The 16896-nt window shown below is 73.1% G+C and carries 20 protein-coding genes and 1 riboswitch; of the genes, 14 read left to right on the plus strand and 6 right to left on the minus strand.

What is annotated here, in order from left to right; translation table 11 throughout:
• The first annotated feature begins 50 nt into the window (after positions 1–50).
• Positions 51–233: riboswitch (FMN riboswitch) on the plus strand.
• A gap of 130 nt (positions 234–363) precedes the next feature.
• Genes ribD through Ani05nite_RS09585 form a run of 5 tightly spaced genes read left to right on the plus strand, consistent with a single transcriptional unit; the run spans position 364 to position 4961 of the window.
• The gene (ribD, locus tag Ani05nite_RS09565) at positions 364–1419 is read left to right on the plus strand and encodes a bifunctional diaminohydroxyphosphoribosylaminopyrimidine deaminase/5-amino-6-(5-phosphoribosylamino)uracil reductase RibD (protein ID WP_203766906.1); all 1056 of its coding nucleotides are present in this window, start codon (positions 364–366) and stop codon (positions 1417–1419) included.
• Positions 1419–2015 carry a riboflavin synthase gene (locus Ani05nite_RS09570; RefSeq protein ID WP_203766908.1) on the plus strand — a complete coding sequence of 199 codons (597 nt, stop codon included), beginning with the start codon at positions 1419–1421 and terminating at the stop codon, positions 2013–2015. Before ribD ends, Ani05nite_RS09570 begins: the two co-directional genes overlap by 1 nt.
• Positions 2012–3217 (plus strand): bifunctional 3,4-dihydroxy-2-butanone-4-phosphate synthase/GTP cyclohydrolase II, encoded by a 1206-nt coding sequence (locus Ani05nite_RS09575; protein WP_203766909.1) that lies wholly within the window; start codon positions 2012–2014, stop codon positions 3215–3217. Before Ani05nite_RS09570 ends, Ani05nite_RS09575 begins: the two co-directional genes overlap by 4 nt.
• Before the next feature lie 56 nt (positions 3218–3273).
• Positions 3274–3747, plus strand: coding sequence for a 6,7-dimethyl-8-ribityllumazine synthase (gene ribH, locus Ani05nite_RS09580; RefSeq protein ID WP_203766910.1), 474 nt, complete (start codon positions 3274–3276; stop codon positions 3745–3747).
• A 32-nt stretch (positions 3748–3779) separates the two neighbouring features.
• Entirely contained in the window at positions 3780–4961 is a 1182-nt protein-coding gene (locus tag Ani05nite_RS09585; RefSeq protein WP_203766911.1) for an MFS transporter, read from the plus strand.
• Here Ani05nite_RS09585 and Ani05nite_RS09590 read toward each other — a convergent pair.
• The 3 genes from Ani05nite_RS09590 to Ani05nite_RS09600 are packed head-to-tail and all read right to left on the minus strand — an operon-like array spanning position 4939 to position 7402.
• On the minus strand, positions 4939–5679 hold the full coding sequence (locus Ani05nite_RS09590; protein ID WP_275410525.1) for an amino acid ABC transporter ATP-binding protein: 741 nt from the start codon (positions 5677–5679) through the stop codon (positions 4939–4941). The genes Ani05nite_RS09585 and Ani05nite_RS09590 overlap by 23 nt on opposite strands.
• A 2-nt stretch (positions 5680–5681) precedes the next feature.
• Positions 5682–6530 carry an amino acid ABC transporter permease gene (locus tag Ani05nite_RS09595; RefSeq protein ID WP_203766912.1) on the minus strand — a complete coding sequence of 283 codons (849 nt, stop codon included), beginning with the start codon at positions 6528–6530 and terminating at the stop codon, positions 5682–5684.
• Complete coding sequence (locus tag Ani05nite_RS09600; RefSeq protein WP_203766913.1) at positions 6527–7402, minus strand: ABC transporter substrate-binding protein; 876 nt, start codon at positions 7400–7402, stop codon at positions 6527–6529. The genes Ani05nite_RS09595 and Ani05nite_RS09600 overlap by 4 nt, the downstream gene beginning before the upstream one ends.
• A gap of 79 nt (positions 7403–7481) precedes the next feature.
• Here Ani05nite_RS09600 and Ani05nite_RS09605 point away from each other — a divergent pair, with 79 nt between their 5' ends.
• The 7 genes from Ani05nite_RS09605 to Ani05nite_RS09635 all read left to right on the plus strand — a co-directional run bounded on the left by Ani05nite_RS09605 (position 7482) and on the right by Ani05nite_RS09635 (position 11555).
• The gene (locus Ani05nite_RS09605) at positions 7482–7745 is read left to right on the plus strand and encodes a phosphoribosyl-ATP diphosphatase (protein ID WP_203766914.1); all 264 of its coding nucleotides are present in this window, start codon (positions 7482–7484) and stop codon (positions 7743–7745) included.
• A gap of 43 nt (positions 7746–7788) precedes the next feature.
• Positions 7789–8634 (plus strand): ATP phosphoribosyltransferase, encoded by an 846-nt coding sequence (hisG, locus tag Ani05nite_RS09610; RefSeq protein WP_203766915.1) that lies wholly within the window; start codon positions 7789–7791, stop codon positions 8632–8634.
• 17 nt (positions 8635–8651) lie between these two features.
• Complete coding sequence (locus Ani05nite_RS09615) at positions 8652–9101, plus strand: PH domain-containing protein (RefSeq protein WP_203766917.1); 450 nt, start codon at positions 8652–8654, stop codon at positions 9099–9101.
• Positions 9102–9436: 335 nt separating this feature from the next.
• Positions 9437–10057, plus strand: a complete 621-nt coding sequence (gene infC, locus Ani05nite_RS09620) for a translation initiation factor IF-3 (RefSeq protein ID WP_203766919.1) — start codon at positions 9437–9439, stop codon at positions 10055–10057.
• A gap of 21 nt (positions 10058–10078) precedes the next feature.
• A complete protein-coding gene (gene rpmI / locus Ani05nite_RS09625; RefSeq protein ID WP_203766920.1) occupies positions 10079–10273 on the plus strand; it encodes a 50S ribosomal protein L35 in 195 nt (64 codons plus the stop codon).
• 39 nt (positions 10274–10312) lie between these two features.
• The gene (gene rplT / locus Ani05nite_RS09630) at positions 10313–10705 is read left to right on the plus strand and encodes a 50S ribosomal protein L20 (protein WP_184991627.1); all 393 of its coding nucleotides are present in this window, start codon (positions 10313–10315) and stop codon (positions 10703–10705) included.
• A gap of 49 nt (positions 10706–10754) precedes the next feature.
• Positions 10755–11555: a TrmH family RNA methyltransferase gene (locus Ani05nite_RS09635; protein WP_203766921.1), complete on the plus strand. Its 801-nt coding sequence runs from the start codon at positions 10755–10757 to the stop codon at positions 11553–11555.
• Here Ani05nite_RS09635 and Ani05nite_RS09640 read toward each other — a convergent pair.
• Positions 11528–11866, minus strand: a complete 339-nt coding sequence (locus tag Ani05nite_RS09640) for a DUF4326 domain-containing protein (RefSeq protein WP_203766922.1) — start codon at positions 11864–11866, stop codon at positions 11528–11530. The genes Ani05nite_RS09635 and Ani05nite_RS09640 overlap by 28 nt on opposite strands.
• Before the next feature lie 260 nt (positions 11867–12126).
• Between Ani05nite_RS09640 and pheS the strand changes: the two genes are divergently transcribed.
• A complete protein-coding gene (gene pheS / locus Ani05nite_RS09645; RefSeq protein WP_203766923.1) occupies positions 12127–13188 on the plus strand; it encodes a phenylalanine--tRNA ligase subunit alpha in 1062 nt (353 codons plus the stop codon).
• 2 nt (positions 13189–13190) lie between these two features.
• Positions 13191–15668 (plus strand): phenylalanine--tRNA ligase subunit beta, encoded by a 2478-nt coding sequence (pheT, locus tag Ani05nite_RS09650; protein WP_203766924.1) that lies wholly within the window; start codon positions 13191–13193, stop codon positions 15666–15668.
• Positions 15669–15746: 78 nt separating this feature from the next.
• Here the strand turns inward: pheT and Ani05nite_RS09655 are convergent, their stop codons facing one another.
• Entirely contained in the window at positions 15747–16106 is a 360-nt protein-coding gene (locus tag Ani05nite_RS09655; RefSeq protein WP_203766926.1) for a hypothetical protein, read from the minus strand.
• Positions 16103–16879: an SAM-dependent chlorinase/fluorinase gene (locus Ani05nite_RS09660; RefSeq protein WP_203766928.1), complete on the minus strand. Its 777-nt coding sequence runs from the start codon at positions 16877–16879 to the stop codon at positions 16103–16105. Before Ani05nite_RS09660 ends, Ani05nite_RS09655 begins: the two co-directional genes overlap by 4 nt.
• Positions 16880–16896 lie beyond the last annotated feature (17 nt).

Raw genomic sequence — 16896 nt, forward strand, 5'->3', positions numbered from 1 at the left:
CCACGGGTGGCAAGTTGCGTTCCGCGTGCAAGACTCGGGGGTGACCCACCACGCGCTGGCGGGACTCGGTGAAATTCCGAACCGGCGGTGATGTCCTGCTCCGGCAGGGCTGAGCCCGCGACCCGGACGCCTGACCAAGGCGGACGGTGGATCTGGTGAGAATCCAGGGCCGACGGTTGAGCGGACGGCATGCGTGCCGACTGCTCAGACAGTCCGGATGGGAGACAGCGCGCGGAGCAGGATGAGGGCTCGTCGCGGCGTGCTCTCTCCGGGGCGGCGCGAAGCGTCCCCCCGTGTCCTGTTGCGCACCCTTTTTCCCTCTCCGTTCGCGCGTGACCGCACCGCGCCTGGAGAGGAACGCCGATGGTCTCCGATGACGAGGCGATGAGCCGCGCGATCGCGCTCGCCGCCCGGGGCCTGGGCACGACCAGCCCCAACCCGGTGGTTGGCTGCGTGCTGCTCAGCGCCGAGGGCGAGGTCGTCGGCGAGGGCTTCCACGCCTACGCGGGCGGCCCGCACGCCGAGATCGTCGCCCTGGCCCAGGCCGGGGAGCGCGCCCGGGGCGGCACCGCCGTGGTCACCCTGGAGCCCTGCAACCACACCGGCCGCACCGGCCCCTGCGCCCGGGCGCTGATCAACGCCGGCATCGTCCGGGTGGTCATCGCCGTCGACGACCCGACGCCGGTCGCGGCCGGCGGCGCCGCGACGCTGCGCGAGGCCGGGGTGCGGGTCGAGACCGGGGTACGCCGGGCCGAGGTCGAGGAGGGCAACGTCGCCTGGCTGACCGCCGTGCGCCGCGGCCGGCCGTACGTGACCTGGAAGTACGCGGCCACCCTGGACGGGCGTTCCGCCGCCGCGGACGGCACCAGCCAGTGGATCACCTCGCCGCCCGCCCGCGCCGACGTGCACAAGCTGCGCAGCTCGGTCGACGCCATCGTCGCCGGGGTCGGCACGATCATCGCCGACGATCCCCAGCTCACCGTCCGTGACCTGCGCGACGGCAGCCTCGCCATCAAGCAGCCGTGGCGGGTCGTGGTGGACTCCTCCGGGCGTACCCCCGTCACCGCCCGCATCCGCGACCAGGCCGCACCGACCTGGATCGCGACGGCGGCCGAGGTGGGCGCCGGCCCCGACGGCCGCGTCGACCTGGCCGCCCTGCTGGGCGAGCTGTACGCCCGCGGCGTACGCGCCGTGCTGCTGGAGGGCGGCCCCACCCTGGCCGGCGGGTTCCTGGCCGCCGGGCTGGTCGACAAGGTCGTCGGCTACATCGCGCCGAAGATGCTCGGCGCCGGCCAGCCCTCGCTGGTGGGCGCCGGCGTCACCACCATCGCCGAGGCCATCGAGCTGGACCTCACCGACATCGCGCGGGTCGGACCCGACCTGCGCTTCACCGCATCGCTCCGCGCCAAGGAGGCCTGATGTTCACCGGAATCGTCGAGGAACTGGGTGAGGTCGTCCACCTCACCGACGCGGGGGGCGACTCGGCGGTGCTCGCCGTCCGCGGGCCGCTGGTCACCTCCGACGCCGCGCACGGCGACTCGATCTCGGTCAACGGCGTCTGCCTGACCGTCATCGACAACGTCGACGGCGTCTTCACCGCCGACGTCATGGGTGAGACCCTGCGGCGCTCGTCGCTGGGGGTGCTGCGGCCGGGCGGCCAGGTCAACCTGGAACGGGCCGCCACCGTCGGGTCCCGGCTCGGCGGCCACCTGGTGCAGGGCCACGTCGACGGTGTCGCCCAAATCGTCGCCCGGGAGCCCGCCGACCAGTGGGAGGTGCTGCGCTTCTCGCTGCCGCCGGAGCTGTCGCGGTACGTGGTGGAGAAGGGCTCGATCACCGTGGACGGGGTGTCGCTGACCGTCATGGCGGTCACCGCGGACACCTTCGAGGTGGGCCTGATCCCCACCACGCTCAAGCTCACCGTGCTGGGCGGCAAGACCGTCGGCGACCCGGTCAACCTCGAGGTCGACGTGATCGCCAAGTACGTCGAGAAGATGCTGGGGGACAGGTCATGACATCCGACATCGAGCGGGCGATCAAGGACATCGCGGCCGGGCGCCCGGTCATCGTGGTGGACGACGAGGACCGCGAGAACGAGGGCGACCTCATCTTCGCGGCCGAGCACGCCACGCCGGAGCTGCTCGCGTTCATGGTGCGGTACACCTCCGGCTACATCTGCGTGCCGCTGACCGAGGAGGAGGCCGACCGGCTCGACCTCCCGCCGATGTTCCACACCAACCAGGACCGGCGCGGCACCGCGTACGCCGTCACCGTCGACGCCCGCGAGGGCGTCAGCACCGGCATCTCGGCCGCCGACCGCGCGCACACCATCCGCCTGCTGGCCTCGGCCGACACCCAGCCCGCCGACCTGTCCCGGCCCGGGCACGTCGTGCCGCTGCGGGCCAAGGCCGGCGGGGTGCTGCGCCGCCCCGGCCACACCGAGGCCGCGATCGACCTGGCCGTGCTGGCCGGGCTGCGCCCCGCCGGCGTGCTCTGCGAGATGGTCAACGACGACGGCACCATGATGCGGATGCCCGACCTGGAGAGGTTCGCGGCGGCCCACGACCTGGCGCTGATCAGCATCGCCGACCTGATCGCCCACCGGCGCCGGCACGAGACCCAGATCGAGCGGGTCGTCGAGACCCGGCTGCCGACCGAGCACGGGAACTTCACCGCCGTGGGCTACCGCACCGACGTGGCCGGCGCCGAGCACGTGGCGCTGGTCTTCGGTGATCTCGGCGACGGCGAGGACGTGCTGGTCCGGGTGCATTCGGAGTGCCTGACCGGGGACGTCTTCGGCTCGGTGCGCTGCGACTGCGGGCCGCAGCTGGACGCCGCCCTCGACCGGGTGGCCGAGACCGGGCGCGGGGTCGTGCTCTACATGCGGGGCCACGAGGGGCGCGGCATCGGGCTGTTGCACAAGCTGCAGGCGTACCAGCTGCAGGATCGCGGCCTGGACACGGTGGACGCGAACCTCGAGCTGGGCCTGCCGGCCGACGCCCGGGACTACGGCACGGGCGCGCAGATCCTCTACGACCTGGGCGTGCGCTCGATGCGGCTGCTGACCAACAACCCGGCCAAGCGCGCCGGGCTGGAAGGCTACGGCCTGACCGTGCTGGGCCGCGAGGAGCTGCCGGTGCGGACGCACCCGGAGAACGTGCGTTACCTGCGGACCAAGCGCGACCGGATGGGCCACCTCTTCGAGGCGCTGGGCTGATTCTCCGGACGCCGGCCCGGCGTCCGGAGCAAACTGTGGCAAAGAGGGGGAAACATATGGCCGGTTTCGGGGATCCGCACCTGCACACCGTCGACGCCGCCGGGTTCACGCTCGGCATCGTCGGCTCGCGCTGGCACGCCGACCTGGTCGACCACATGGTCGAGCGGGCGCAGGCGGCGGCCAAGGCGTGCGGGGTGGACGACGTGATCGTGGCCCGCGTGGCCGGCTCGGTGGAGCTGCCCGTCGTCGCGCAGGCGCTGGCCAAACGCTGTGACGCGGTGGTCGCCCTGGGCGTGGTCATCCGCGGCGAGACCGCCCACTTCAACTACGTCAACGACGCCGTGACGGCCGGGCTGACCCGGGTCGCGCTGGACGAGCAGACCCCGGTCGCGCACGGCGTGCTGACCGTGGAGAGCCTGGGCCAGGCCAAGGACCGGGCCGGCCTGGAGGACTCGATCGAGGACAAGGGCTGGCAGGCCACGGTCGCGGTGCTGGACGCGGTCATCGCGATCCGCGACCTCGGCAAGTAGGGCCGGCGATCACGATCGTCTAGCGTGGAGCGGTGCGTGACACCGTACGCGGCAGCCGGATCGCGACCGCGCTGCTCTTCCTGCTGTACGGCACGCTGATCGGCACGTGGACCGCGCGCATCCCGGCGGTGAAGCAGCACCTGGGCCTCACCGACGGACGGCTCAGCATCGCGCTGGTCGGGCTGGCGCTCGGCGCGGTCACCGGCATGCAGGTCTCCGGACGGCTCGTCGACCGGTACGGCAGCCGGCGGATCATGATCCCGGCGGCCCTGGCCGACGGCTGCTTCCTGGCGCCGGTGGCGCTGGCGCCCTCGCTGACCACGCTGACCGCGGCGTTGTTCGCCTTCGGCGTGGTGCACGGTGTCCTGAACATCGCCATGAACGCCCGCGGCGTGGAGGTCGAGCGCGCGGCCGAGCGGCCCATCATGTCGTCGTTCCACGCCGTCTACAGCATCGGCGGGTTCCTCGGCGCCGTCCTCGGCGGCGTGGCCGCGGCGGCCGGCGCGGGCCCGCTGGGCACCTTCGCCGTCGTGGCGGGGCTGGGGGCAACGCTGGCCTGGTGGGCGCGCCGGTGGTCCGGCGACCTGACCGATGCGGGGGGACCGCCGCCGGCGGCCACGACCGGGCCGGCTCGGCTGTCCGGCGTGCTCCTGCTCGGCGCGCTGGCCCTGTGCGCCCTGGTCGGCGAGGGGGCGGCGGCCGACTGGAGCACCGTGTACCTGCGGGACAGCCTCGACAGCACCGAGAGCTTCGCGGCCGCGGCGTTCGCGGCGTTCTTCATCGCGATGACGGCCGGTCGGCTGACCGGCGACCGGCTGGCCGCCCGCCTCGGCGCCGTCCGCCTGGTCCGCGGGTGCGGCCTGCTCGCCGCCGCGGGGTTGGGCACGGCCCTGCTGGTCTCGCATCCCGTGGCCGGCGTGCTCGGCTTCGGCTGCCTCGGCGCCGGGCTGTCCTGCGTCGCGCCGCAGGTCTTCTCGGCGGCCGGCCACCGCAACCCGCACCGGCCCGCCCGGGCCATCGCCCGGGTGGCGAGCATCGGCTGGCTGGGCTTCTTCGCCGGCCCGGTGCTGATCGGCGGCGCCGCCGAGGCGTTCGGCCTGCCGGCCGCGCTGGCCATCCCGGTGCTGCTCGCGCTGCTGGTCGCGCTGGCCGCCGGCGCGCTGCGGCCGGCGGCGGAGAGCGCGGCCGACGTCAGAGCCGGCCGGCCTCGATGATCCGGGCCAGGAACTGCCGGGTCCGCGCCTGCGTGGGGTCGCCCAGCACCTGCTCGGGCGGGCCCTCCTCGAGCACCCGGCCGCCGTCCAGGAAGACCACCCGGTCGGCCACCTGCCGGGCGAAGCCCATCTCGTGGGTGGCCAGCACCATGGTCATGCCCTCGTCCTTGAGCCCGCGGATCATGGTCAGCACCTCGCCGACCAGCTCCGGGTCCAGCGCCGAGGTGACCTCGTCCAGCAGCAGCAGCCGGGGGCTGTTGACCAGGGCCCGGACGATGGCCACGCGCTGCTGCTGGCCGCCGGAGAGCCGGTCCGGGTAGCTGTCGGCCTTGTCGGCCAGCCCGACCCGGCCCAGCCATTCCAGCGCCTGCGCCCGGATCTCGGCGGCGGCCCGCTTGTGCACCCGTTCGGGGGCCAGCGTGATGTTGCGCAGCACCGTCATGTGCGGGAACAGGTTGTACGACTGGAACACCATGCCGATCCGCTGCCGCACCCGGTCCGGGTCGACCCGCGGGTCGGTGATGTCCTCGCCGTCGAGCCGGATGGTGCCGTCGTCGATGCCGGTGAGCAGGTTGACGCAGCGCAGCAGCGTGGACTTGCCCGAGCCGGAGGCGCCGATCAGCGCGACCACCTGGTGCTCGTCGACCGCCAGGGACAGGTCGTCGAGCACCACGGTGGCGCCGAAGGTCTTGCGGACGTTCTCACAGGACAGCAGCACGGTCAGGCCCCCGCGGACTGGCGGCGGGCCGCGCGCAGCGTGACCCAGTCGGTGACGCCGATCAACGGCAGGGCGAGCAGCACGAACAGCACCCCGGCCACGATGTACGGGGTGTAGTTGGCGTCCTGCGCCACCCCGATCTGGGCGGCGCGCACGGCGTCGATCGGCCCCGCCAGCGACACCAGCCCGACGTCCTTCTGCAGCGCCACGGTGTCGTTGAGCAGCGGCGGCGCCACCCGGCGGATCGCCTGCGGCAGCACCACGTGCCGCATGGTCTGCCGGTACGTCAGCCCCAGCGACCGGGCCGCGGCGAGCTGGCTGGGGTGCACCGACTCGATGCCGGCCCGGAACACCTCGGCCAGGTACGCGCCGTACGTGACGACCAGCGCGGCCCCGCCCAGCACCAGCACCCCCGGGGTGCCCTGCAGCCGCAGGCCGGGGATGCCGAACGCCATCAGGTAGATGACGATGATCAGCGGCAGCCCGCGGAACGTGTACGTGTAACCGGTCGCCATCGCCCGTACCGGGAAGAAGACCGGGCCGCGCAGCGTCCGCAGCGTCGCGATCAGCAGGCCCAGCGCCAGCGCCAGGACCGCGCAGACGACCAGCAGCCGCACGTTGAGCCAGAGGCCCTCCAGGATGTCCGGCAGGTAGCGGCGGGCCACCTCCGGGCTGAAGAACGACTGCCGGACCCGGTCCCAGCCGGGCGCGCCGGTGACCGCGACCGCCAGCAGCACGCCGACGACGGCGGTGGAGAGCGCCGCGAGCAGCACGGAGCGGATCGTCTGCCGGCGCCGGTAGGCGATCCGCCCGCGCTGGATCTCGGAGGGCCGGTGGAGCTGGTCGCTCACGAGAGCTCGGGGGCCCCGCCCGTGCCGGCCAGCCACTGCTTCTCCAGCACCGCGAGGGTGCCGTCCTGGCGCAGCTGGTCGACGGCCCGGGAGACGCAGTCGGTCAGCGGCGAGCCCAGGTCGAGGACCAGGCCGAACTGCTCCGGCACGCCGACCTGCGGCAGCTGCCCGACGATCACGCCGTTGTCCAGCTCGGCCGCGGTCATGTAGAACGCGGTCGGCAGGTCCACGACGATGCCGTCGACCTGGCCGTTCTCCAGGGCCGCCTTGGCGTCGTCGTTGTTGTTGAAGACCTGGGCCTTGGCCCCGGGCTTGATCAGCTCGTTGATCGCCTGGTAGCTGGTGGTGCCGACCTGGGCGCCCAGCTTGGCCGACTTGAGCTCGGCCAGCGTCTTGACGCCGGCGATCTTCGAGCCCTTGGTGGTGATCACCGTCTGCCGGACCAGGTAGTACGGCGAGGAGAAGTCGACGGCCTTGCGCCGCTCGGGCGTGATGGAGAACTGGTTGATGTCGAAGTCGAACGTCTTCGGCCCGGGCGCGATGGCGTTGTTGAACGTCACGTTCGTCCAGACCACGTTCGCCGCCGGGTAGCCGAGGCGCTCGGCGACCTGGTACGCCACCGCCGACTCGAAGCCCTTGCCGTTGGCCGGCTTGTTGTCGCTGAACCACGGCTCGTAGGCCGGGTTGTCGGTGCCGATCGTGAGCTTGCCGGCGGTCCGCGTGGCGAGGGCGCCGGGCGCGCAGGCCGGGCCGGAGGCCGACGCCGAGGCGCCGGCCGAGGGGCTCGCCTCGTCGGCCGGCGCGCAGCCGGCCAGGGCGGTGAGGATTGCGGCCGCGCTGCTCAGCACGGCGAGGGTGTTTCTGCTGACCATGACCGGTGAGCCTAGGCCACGTCCCAACCGGTGGGGCCGTCCGTCGCCATCCCGTGATGAGCTGCCACAATCGTCTCCCGTGAAGACGTTCGAAGAGTTGTTCGCCGAGTTGCAGGCGAAGGCGGCGCAGCGGACCCCGGGTTCGTCCACCGTCGTGGCGCTGGACAAGGGCGTGCACTTCATCGGGAAGAAGGTCGTCGAAGAGGCGGCCGAGTCCTGGATGGCCGCCGAGCACGAGGGGCCGGAGCGGGCCGCGGAGGAGATCTCGCAGCTGCTCTACCAGGCACAAGTCCTGATGATCGCCACCGGGCTCGAGCTCAAGGACGTGTACCGACATCTCTGACGTGTTTCTCCGCCTCATCGAGACCGATCGAAGGAGCACGTCGATGCTGCGCATCGCCATCCCCAACAAAGGCACCCTGTCCGCACCGGCCGCGCAGATGCTGCGCGACGCCGGCTACCGCCAGCGCACCGACCCCAAGGACCTCGTCTGCCGTGACGAGGCCAACAGTGTCGAGTTCTTCTATCTGCGTCCCCGCGACATCGCCACCTACGTCGGCTCGGGTGACCTGGATCTCGGCATCACCGGCCGGGACCTGCTGGTCGACTCCGGCGTCCCCGCCGTCGAGGTGCTGGACCTGAGCTTCGGCGGGGCCACGTTCCGCTGGGCCGCCCCGGCCGGCACGCTCACCTCGGCCGACCAGATCGGCGGCCGGCGCATCGCCACCGCCTACCCCGGCGTGGTCGAGCGCTACCTGGAGGAGAACGAGCTCAAGGCCGACGTGGTCCGCCTCGACGGCGCGGTCGAGAACGCGGTGCGGCTGGGCGTCGCGGACGTGATCGCCGACGTGGTCGAGACCGGCACCACGCTGCGCCAGGCGGGCCTGGTCACCATCGGCGAGCCGATCCTGCGCAGCTCGGCGATCCTGATCGGGCGCGGCCCGGCGCCGGAGTCCGGCCCGGCCGCCCAGCTCATCCGGCGGCTGCAGGGCGTGCTGGTGGCCCGCTCCTTCGTGATGCTGGCCTACGACGTCCGGGCCGACCTGCTGGAGAACGCCACCGCGCTGACCCCGGGGATCGAGTCGCCGACCGTGTCGCCGCTGCACCGCGAGGGCTGGGTCGCCGTGCAGGCGATGGTCCGGCGCAACGACGTGCACCGGATCATGGACGAGCTGTACGAGCTCGGCGCGCGGGCCATCCTGGTCACCGACATCTCCAACTGCCGGCTGTAGGTGGCACAGTGGTGAGCGTGACTTCGACACAGGCGCCGGCCGTCTTCCGGCCCCGGCGCATCCGCTGGGTGGCCGGCTTCTCGGCGGCCGCCGTGGTGATCCTCTTCACCCTGCTCAGCTTCGGGCTGCACGGCTCGACCGGCGACAACATGGGCACGTACCAGCGCGGCGACCAGTTCGCGATGATCGGCCTGGGCGTCCTGGTCGGGCTGGGCATCCTCGCGTTCACCCGCCCGCGGGCGGTGGCGGACGCGGACGGCGTCAAGGTACGCAACGTGATCGGCGGCTACGACCTGCCCTGGACGGCGGTGCGGGCGGTGCGCTTCGACCGCCACTCGCCCTGGGCCACCCTGGAGCTGCACGACGAGGAGATCGTGTCGGTCCACGCCCTGCAGGCGGCCGACAAGGAGTACGCCGTGGAGGGCGTTCGCGCACTTCGCGCCCTCCATTCGGCCGCCACGTCCTGAGCTGGTAGACTCCCCCGGTAGTCGACCACGCCCCTTGACCTGAGGGGCGCGAAAGAGGAGCCCGCTGGTTCCCACCCCGTCGCCCTCGAGGTGGCTGGGTCCGGTCAACCGCTCCGGGAATTCCCGGTGGCGGCGTGCGTCCTCATGGACGCCGATGACCGGTCGAGCGGGCCCTGGCATTCGTGCCGGGGCCTTCTGCTTTCCTCGGCGCCCTGCTGAAGTGGGCGTGAGAGGGCCGACCGACATTGGCAGTGCGCTCGGCCCGCGGCGCAAGACCGCGGGCGGAGACATCCACTAGATCGTTCTGAGGAGGCCCCATCAGCGTCGAACCACGCGTGAACGAGCAGATCCGGGCACGGGAAGTCCGTCTGGTCGGCCCCGAGGGTGAGCAGGTGGGCATCGTCCCGCTCGAGCGCGCCCTGCAGCTGGCTGCGGACGTCGACCTGGATCTGGTCGAGGTAGCGCCGATGGCGCGCCCGCCGGTGTGCAAGCTCATGGACTTCGGCAAGTTCAAGTACGAGAGCGCACTCAAGGCGCGCGAAGCCCGGCGCAACCAGCAACAGACCGTCATCAAGGAAATGAAGCTCCGGCCGAAGATCGACCCGCACGACTACGAGACCAAGAAGGGTCACGTGGTCCGGTTCCTCAAGGCGGGCGACAAGGTCAAGGTGACGATCATGTTCCGCGGTCGCGAGCAGAGTCGCCCCGAGCTGGGTTTCCGGCTCCTGCGCAGGCTCAGCGAAGAGATCTCGGAGCTGGGTTTCGTCGAGGCCAGTCCGAAGCAGGACGGCCGCAACATGATCATGGTTCTGGCACCGCACCGGGCGACCAAGGCCGCCGCCGCGGCTGTCATCGCGGCCAACGCGCGCCCACCCCGGGAGCCGCGTGAAGGCGATGAGGCCGAGGCACCGCCGGCCGAGGCTGCTGCCGACACCAGCGCCGTAACCGCAGAGTAGTTATCAGAAAGAGGCGTTCGAGTGCCGAAGATGAAGAGCCACACCGGCATGGGCAAGCGGGTGAAGGTCACCGGTAAGGGCAAGATCGTGCGTGAGCTGGCCGGCAAGCGCCACCTGCTCGAGGGCAAGTCCTCGCACGTCACCCGCCGGATGACCGGTACGGTCACGGTGGCCAAGGCCGACACCAGGCGAGTCAAGAAAATGCTGGGCCGCTGACGCGCGCGCCACACACGTTCCCCTGTTAGGAGTACAGAAATGGCACGCGTCAAGCGGGCAGTGAACGCCCAGAAGAAGCGCCGTACGCTGCTGGAAACGGCCAGCGGCTACCGCGGACAGCGCTCGCGGCTGTACCGCAAGGCCAAGGAGCAGGTGCTGCACTCGATGCAGTACGCGTACCGCGACCGCCGTGACCGCAAGGGCGACTTCCGCCAGCTGTGGATCACGCGCATCAACGCGGGCGCGCGGGCCAACGGCCTGACCTACAACCGCCTGATCCAGGGTCTGAAGCTGGCCGGCGTCGAGGTGGACCGCAAGATCCTCGCCGACATGGCCGTCAACGACGCCGCCTCGTTCGCGGCGATCGTCGAGATCGCGCGGGCCGCGGTGGCGGCCGAGGGCACCGGCGGCGCCGCCGCCCAGGCTGCCTGATCGTCAGCACTTCTTCGGGGCGTCTTCCGGGTGACCGGGAGGCGCCCCGATGCTGTTCCCTCCAGGAGGACACGTGACCTTCACGCCCCGTACCCCCAGGGTCGTCGCGGCCCGGCGCCTGCAGCGTCGCCGCGACCGCGACCAGAGCGGCCGCTTCCTCGCGGAGGGCCCGCAGGCGGTGCGCTCCGCCCTGGCCGCGGGGGTCGTCCTGGAGCTGTTCGGTACGGAGGCGGCGCTGACCCGGCACGCCGACCTGGCGTCCCAGGCGCCGGTCGTGTCCCCGGTGACCGACGACGGTCTCGCGGCGCTGGCCGAGACCGTCCAGCCGCAGGGCCTGGTGGCCGTCTGCGAGCAGCTGGACGTGCCGCTGGCCGAGGCGCTGGCCAAGGCCCCGCGCCTGGTGGCGGTGGCGGTGGAGATCCGCGACCCGGGCAACGCGGGCACGATCCTGCGCACCGCGGACGCGGCCGGCGCCGGCGCGGTGATCTTCGCGGGCGACGCGGTCGACCCCTACAACGGCAAGTGCGTGCGGGCGTCGGCGGGCAGCCTCTTCCACGTCGACGTGGTCCGCGCCCCGCTGCCCGTGGTGGACGAGCTGCGCGACTACGGCCTGCAGGTGCTGGCCACCACCGGGCACGGCGACGCCGGCCTCGACGAGCTCGACGACGACGGCTCGCTGGCCCGCCCGACGGCGTGGCTGTTCGGATCGGAGGCCCACGGGCTGCCGGAGGACCTGCTGGAGGCGGCCGACAAGCGGGTCCGGATCCCGATCTACGGCGGCGCGGAGAGCCTGAACCTGGCGGCGGCGGCCGCGGTGTGCCTCTACGCCTCCGCCCGCGCCCTGCGCTGAGCGGCCGGCCCGTCGGCCAGCTCGGCGATGACCTGCGCGTGGCACGGCTCCGGCACGCACCAGCAGCCCAGCCGCCGGCCCCGGAGCTCCGGGAGCAGGGCGAGCAGGTCCGGCCGGGTGAGCAGGTACGCCCGGTACTGCTCCAGGACCTCCTCGCGGGTGCCGTCGCGACCGGGCCGGTACGGGCACGCCAGCGGGGAGGCGGGCAGGTGCCAGCCGCCGCGGTGCATGGCCCGCCCGACGTAGACCACATCGGCGTACGCGGGGTCGTCGCGGTGGCCCTTCAGGTTGACGACTGTGGTTGCCGGCACCGGTCCAGTCTGCCACCGGGAAATCTGCCTTGGCCGGCCGCGATATGCTTCTCCCATGCGTCGAGTGCCCATGTTTATCCAGCCCGCTGGTCGCGGGCGCTGACACTCACGCGCGAACTTCCCTGACCGGCGGGCTGCGGCCCAGCCGCGCCTCCGTACACTGTCCACCCGAGTCGTCCCACTCGCGGCCCTCGCTGCGCTCGGTGCACTCGGTCCCGACGAGCCGATGGCTCATCCGGTGTGAGGGAGTTCGCCCGATCATGTCCTACCGCAACGATCCGTACGATCCGAAGCAGGCCGTCCTGCTCGCCCCCGAGGCGCTCGACGCCGCCGTCGCCGAGGCCGAGCAGGCGTTCGCCGCCGCGGCCGACCTCGACGCGCTCGGTGCGCTCAAGTCCGTCCATCTCGGCGACCGGTCGCCGGTGTCGCTGGCCCGGCGCGAGATCGGCTCGCTGCCGCCGCACGCGAAGTCCGAGGCCGGCAAGCGCGTCAACGTGGCCCGGCAGGCCGTGCAGGGCGCGTTCGACGCCCGGCTGGCCGAGCTGGAGCTCGAGCGCGCCGCCCGGGTGCTGGTGGAGGAGCGCGTCGACGTGTCCCTGCCGTGGGACCGGACCCCGCGCGGCGCCCGGCACCCGCTGACCACGCTGATGGAGCACATGAGCGACCTGTTCGTCGGCATGGGGTATTCGGTGGTCGACGGGCCCGAGCTGGAGCTGGAGTGGGCGAACTTCGACGCGCTCAACATCGGCCCGGACCACCCGGCGCGCGGGCTCATGGACACGTTCTACGTGGACCTGCCCGGCCTGGTCATGCGCACGCACACCTCGCCCGGCCAGGTGCGCACCATGCTGGCCCAGCAGCCGCCGATCCACGTCGTCTGCCCGGGCCGGGTCTACCGCACCGACGACCTGGACGCCACCCACAGCCCGGTGTTCCACCAGCTCGAGGGGCTGGTCGTCGACGAGGGCATCACCATGGCCCACCTCAAGGGCACCCTCGACCACTTCGCCCGGGCCATGTTCGGCCCGGACGCGCGCACCCGCTGGCGCCCGCACTACTTCCCGTTCACCGAGCCGTCGGCCGAGTTCGACGTGTGGTTCGCCCAGCACCGCGACGGCCCGCGCTGGGTCGAGTGGGGCGGCTGCGGCATGGTCAACCCGCGGGTGCTGACGGCCTGCGGCATCGACCCCGAGCGGTATTCGGGGTTCGCGTTCGGGATGGGTGTCGAGCGCACGCTGATGTTCCGCAACGGGGTCAGCGACATGCACGACATGGTCGAGGGTGACGCCCGGTTCACCCGCAACTTCGGGATGGCGGTCTGATCATGAAGCTGTCTCTGTCGTGGCTCCGCGAGTACGTGGAGCTGCCGGCGGCCGTGTCCGCCGAGGAGCTCGAGCGCAAGCTGGTCGACCTGGGCATCGAGGTCGAGTCGATCGTCGACCAGGCCGCCACGGTCGTCGGCGACCTGGTCGTCGGCCGGGTGCTGGAGATCGAGGAGCTGACCGGCTTCAAGAAGCCGATCCGGTTCACCCGCGTCGACGTCGGCAACCCGGAGCCGCAGGAGATCGTCTGCGGCGCGCGCAACTTCTCGGTCGGCGACCTCGTGGTGGTCATCCTGCCCGGCGGTGAGCTGCCGGGCGGGTTCAGGATCGGCGCCCGCAAGACGTACGGGCGCAACTCCAACGGCATGATCTGCTCCGCCGCCGAGCTCGGGCTCAGCGGGGACCACTCGGGCATCATCGTGCTGCCCGAGGGCGCGGGCGTGCCCGGCGTGGACGCGCGCCCGATCGTCGGGCTCGACGACGTGATCCTGGACCTGGAGATCACCCCGGACCGCGGCTACCAGATGAGCGTGCGGGGCATCGCCCGGGAGCTGTCCTACGCGTACGCCTCGGCGTACACCGACCCGGGCGCGGCGACCGCCCCGGGCGCGACCGCCGAGGCGCCGTGGCCGGTGCGGCTCGACGACACGGTCGGCTGCGACCGCTTCTCCGCGCGCGTGGTCCGGGGCATCGACCCGTCCGCGCCCTCCCCGGAGTGGATGCAGCGCCGGCTCGTCACCGCCGGGGTGCGGACCATCTCGCTGGCCGTGGACATCACCAACTACGTGATGCTCGAGCTGGGCCAGCCGATGCACGTGTTCGACCTGAACCTGCTGCGCGGCGGCCTGCTCGTGCGCCGCGCCAACGCCGGGGAGAAGCTGACCACCCTGGACGGTGTCGCCCGCGTGCTCGACGCCGAGGACATGGTGATCTGCGACGACTCCGGGCCGATCTCGCTGGCCGCGGTCATGGGCGGCGAGACCAGCGAGGTGCAGCCGGACACGGTGGACGTGCTGCTGGAGGCCGCGCACTGGGACCCGGTGATGGTGGGCCGCACGGCGCGCCGGCACAAGCTGTTCAGCGAGGCGGCGAAGCGCTGGGAGCGCGGCGTCGACCCGCGGCTGACGCTGGTCGCCCTGGACCGGGCCGTGGCGCTGCTGACCGGGCACGCGGGCGGCACGGTCGACGAGCGGGTGCTGGACCTGGACCATGTGGTGGCCCCGGCGCCGGTGCTGCTCGACACCACGCTGGCCACCCGGCGCATCGGGGTGGCGTACGACGTCGAGCAGGTCACCACCCTGCTCGGCCAGGTCGGCTGCGCGGTCCGCGGGGTCGAGCCGCTGGAGGTCACCCCGCCGTCCTGGCGGCCCGACCTGGTGGCGCCGATCGACCTGGTCGAGGAGGTGGCCCGGCTCGGCGGCTACGACGCCATCCCGAGCATCCTGCCGCCCGTGCACGGCGGCGGCGAGCTCACGCCCGCGCAGACGCGCCGGCGCACGGTGGGCCGGGCCCTGGCCGAGAACGGCTACGTCGAGGTGCTGTCGTACCCGTTCGTGGCGCCCGGCGTCGCGGACGCGTTCGGCCTGGCCGACGACGACCCGCGGCGCAGCGCTGTGCGGCTGACCAACCCGCTGTCGGAGCAGGAGCCGCTGCTGCGCACGTCGCTGCTGGCCTCGCTGGCGAGCACCCTCAAGCGCAACCTGGGCCGCGGCGAGCGCGACCTGGCGCTCTACGAGGCCGGCACGGTCTTCCTGCCGCACCTGACGGCCGTCGCGCCGCCGGCGCTCGGGGTGGACCACGGTCCGTCCGCCGAGGACTGGACGGCGGCCAACGCCATCGTCCCCGAGCAGCCGTGGCACCTCGCCGCGGTGCTGACCGGGGAGGCGGCGCCGGCCGGCTGGTGGGGCGCGGGCCGCCCCGCGACCTGGTCGGACGCGATCGAGGCGGCGCGCATCGCGCTGTCCGCGGCGGGCCTGACCCCGGACCGGATCACGGTACGGGCGGCCGAGCACGCCCCGTGGCACCCGGGCCGGTGCGCGGCGATCGCGGTCGACGGCACCGTCATCGGCTACGCGGGCGAGTTGCACCCGGGCGTGCTGTCGGCGCTGGAACTGCCGAAGCGTACGTGCGCGATGGAGCTCGACCTGGACGCGATCCCGGCGGCGCCGGTGACCCAGGCCCGGCACATCTCCACGTTCCCGCCCGCGCTGATCGACGTGGCGCTGGTGGTGGACGAGGCGGTGCCGGCGGCCGAGGTCGAGGCGGCGCTGACCGAGGGGGCGGGCCCGCTGCTGGAGTCGGTCCGGCTCTTCGACGTGTACGCCTCGGCCCAGCTCGGCGCCGGGCTGAAGAGCCTGGCGTACAAGCTGACCTTCCGCGCGCCGGACCGGACGCTGACGGTCGAGGAGGCCGTGGCGGCCCGGGACGCGGCGGTCGCCCTGGCGTCGTCGCGGGTGGGCGCCAGCCTCCGCGGCGCCTGACCGAGCCCGGCGGCGGCCGGGACCTCCCGCGGGAGGTCCCGGCCGCCGCCGTTCGCCGGCGGCCGGGCAGGCTGATCCTCAGCCGGCCAGGCGGGCGGCGTGCGCGCGTTCCTCCGGGGCGATCGTGCCCGGGCCGGAGCTGACCAGCGACCAGAAGCTCGACGTGCCGTCCGGGCCGGCGAAGGCCCCGGCCGCCAGCGCCTCGTCGATCAGCTCGCGCACCTCCGTCTCGCGCTCCGGCGCCGTCGCGAACAGGACGTGCAGCCGCACCTCGCCGTCGGTGCGTTCCGCGCTGGTGTGGTGCTCGGCCAGCGGGCAGGGCGGCTCGTGCTGCCAGTGTCCGCACAGGGCCGTGGTGATCGCGCCGCCCGGCGCCCGCGGGTCGGCCTCCGGGCCCATCATCAGGACGGCGTCGTGGGCGTAGGCGCGGCGGCTCATCCGACGATCTCGACCGGGGCGCCGGCGGGTGGGAAGCCGAACAGCTCGGCCGCGTTCCCGCCGCGGGCCAGCAGCTCGAAACACCTCCGGTCGGGGCCGCCGGCGCCGCCGGGCCAGCCCGAGCTGCCCGGGGCGAACGACACCGCACCGGCCGGTACGGCGAACACGCCGTCGCTGACCACGGCGTCGGCCTCGGCGTCGCCGATGCGCACCCGTACGGTGACGCCGGTCTCCGCCGGGGCGGTGAACCAGCTGGTCTTGAGGTTGCCGTACCCGTCGGTGTAGACCACCACCCGGCGCGGGGCCGGCGCGATCCGCACCACGTCGCCGAGCAGGCCGTCGTCGCCGCGGACCAGGCCCGCGACCGCGGCCGGGAACACGTCCCGGGAGCGGAACTGCGAGCCCGCGTCCGGCACGTTCACCGCGCGCAGCGGCACACCCTCGTCGGCCAGGAACGACAGGCTGGCGCCGGAGTCCACGCCCACGACCAGGACGCCCGAGGGCAGCCGCGCGGCGACCAGGCGCTCGCCGGCGTTGTCCTCGCGCGGCTGGTCCTCGTCCTGGCGGGGCGCCACGTTGGCGTAGATCACCCGGTCGGCCGGGCCGTACCCGAAGGCCAGCTGGGCCACGCAGAACCCGGCGCCGACCGTGTCGAACGGCGGCACCGGCAGCGCGGCGAGGTCGGCCGCGGGCAGCAGCTCGGCGAACGTCTGGCGAACCTCGGCGAAGGCGAGGTCCCCGGTGCCGTAGTCGGCCACGACGGTGATGAGCATGGGGTCAAGCCTAGGGA

Source organism: Actinoplanes nipponensis (genome assembly GCF_016862275.1).
Taxonomy (GTDB): Bacteria; Actinomycetota; Actinomycetes; order Mycobacteriales; family Micromonosporaceae; genus Actinoplanes; species Actinoplanes nipponensis.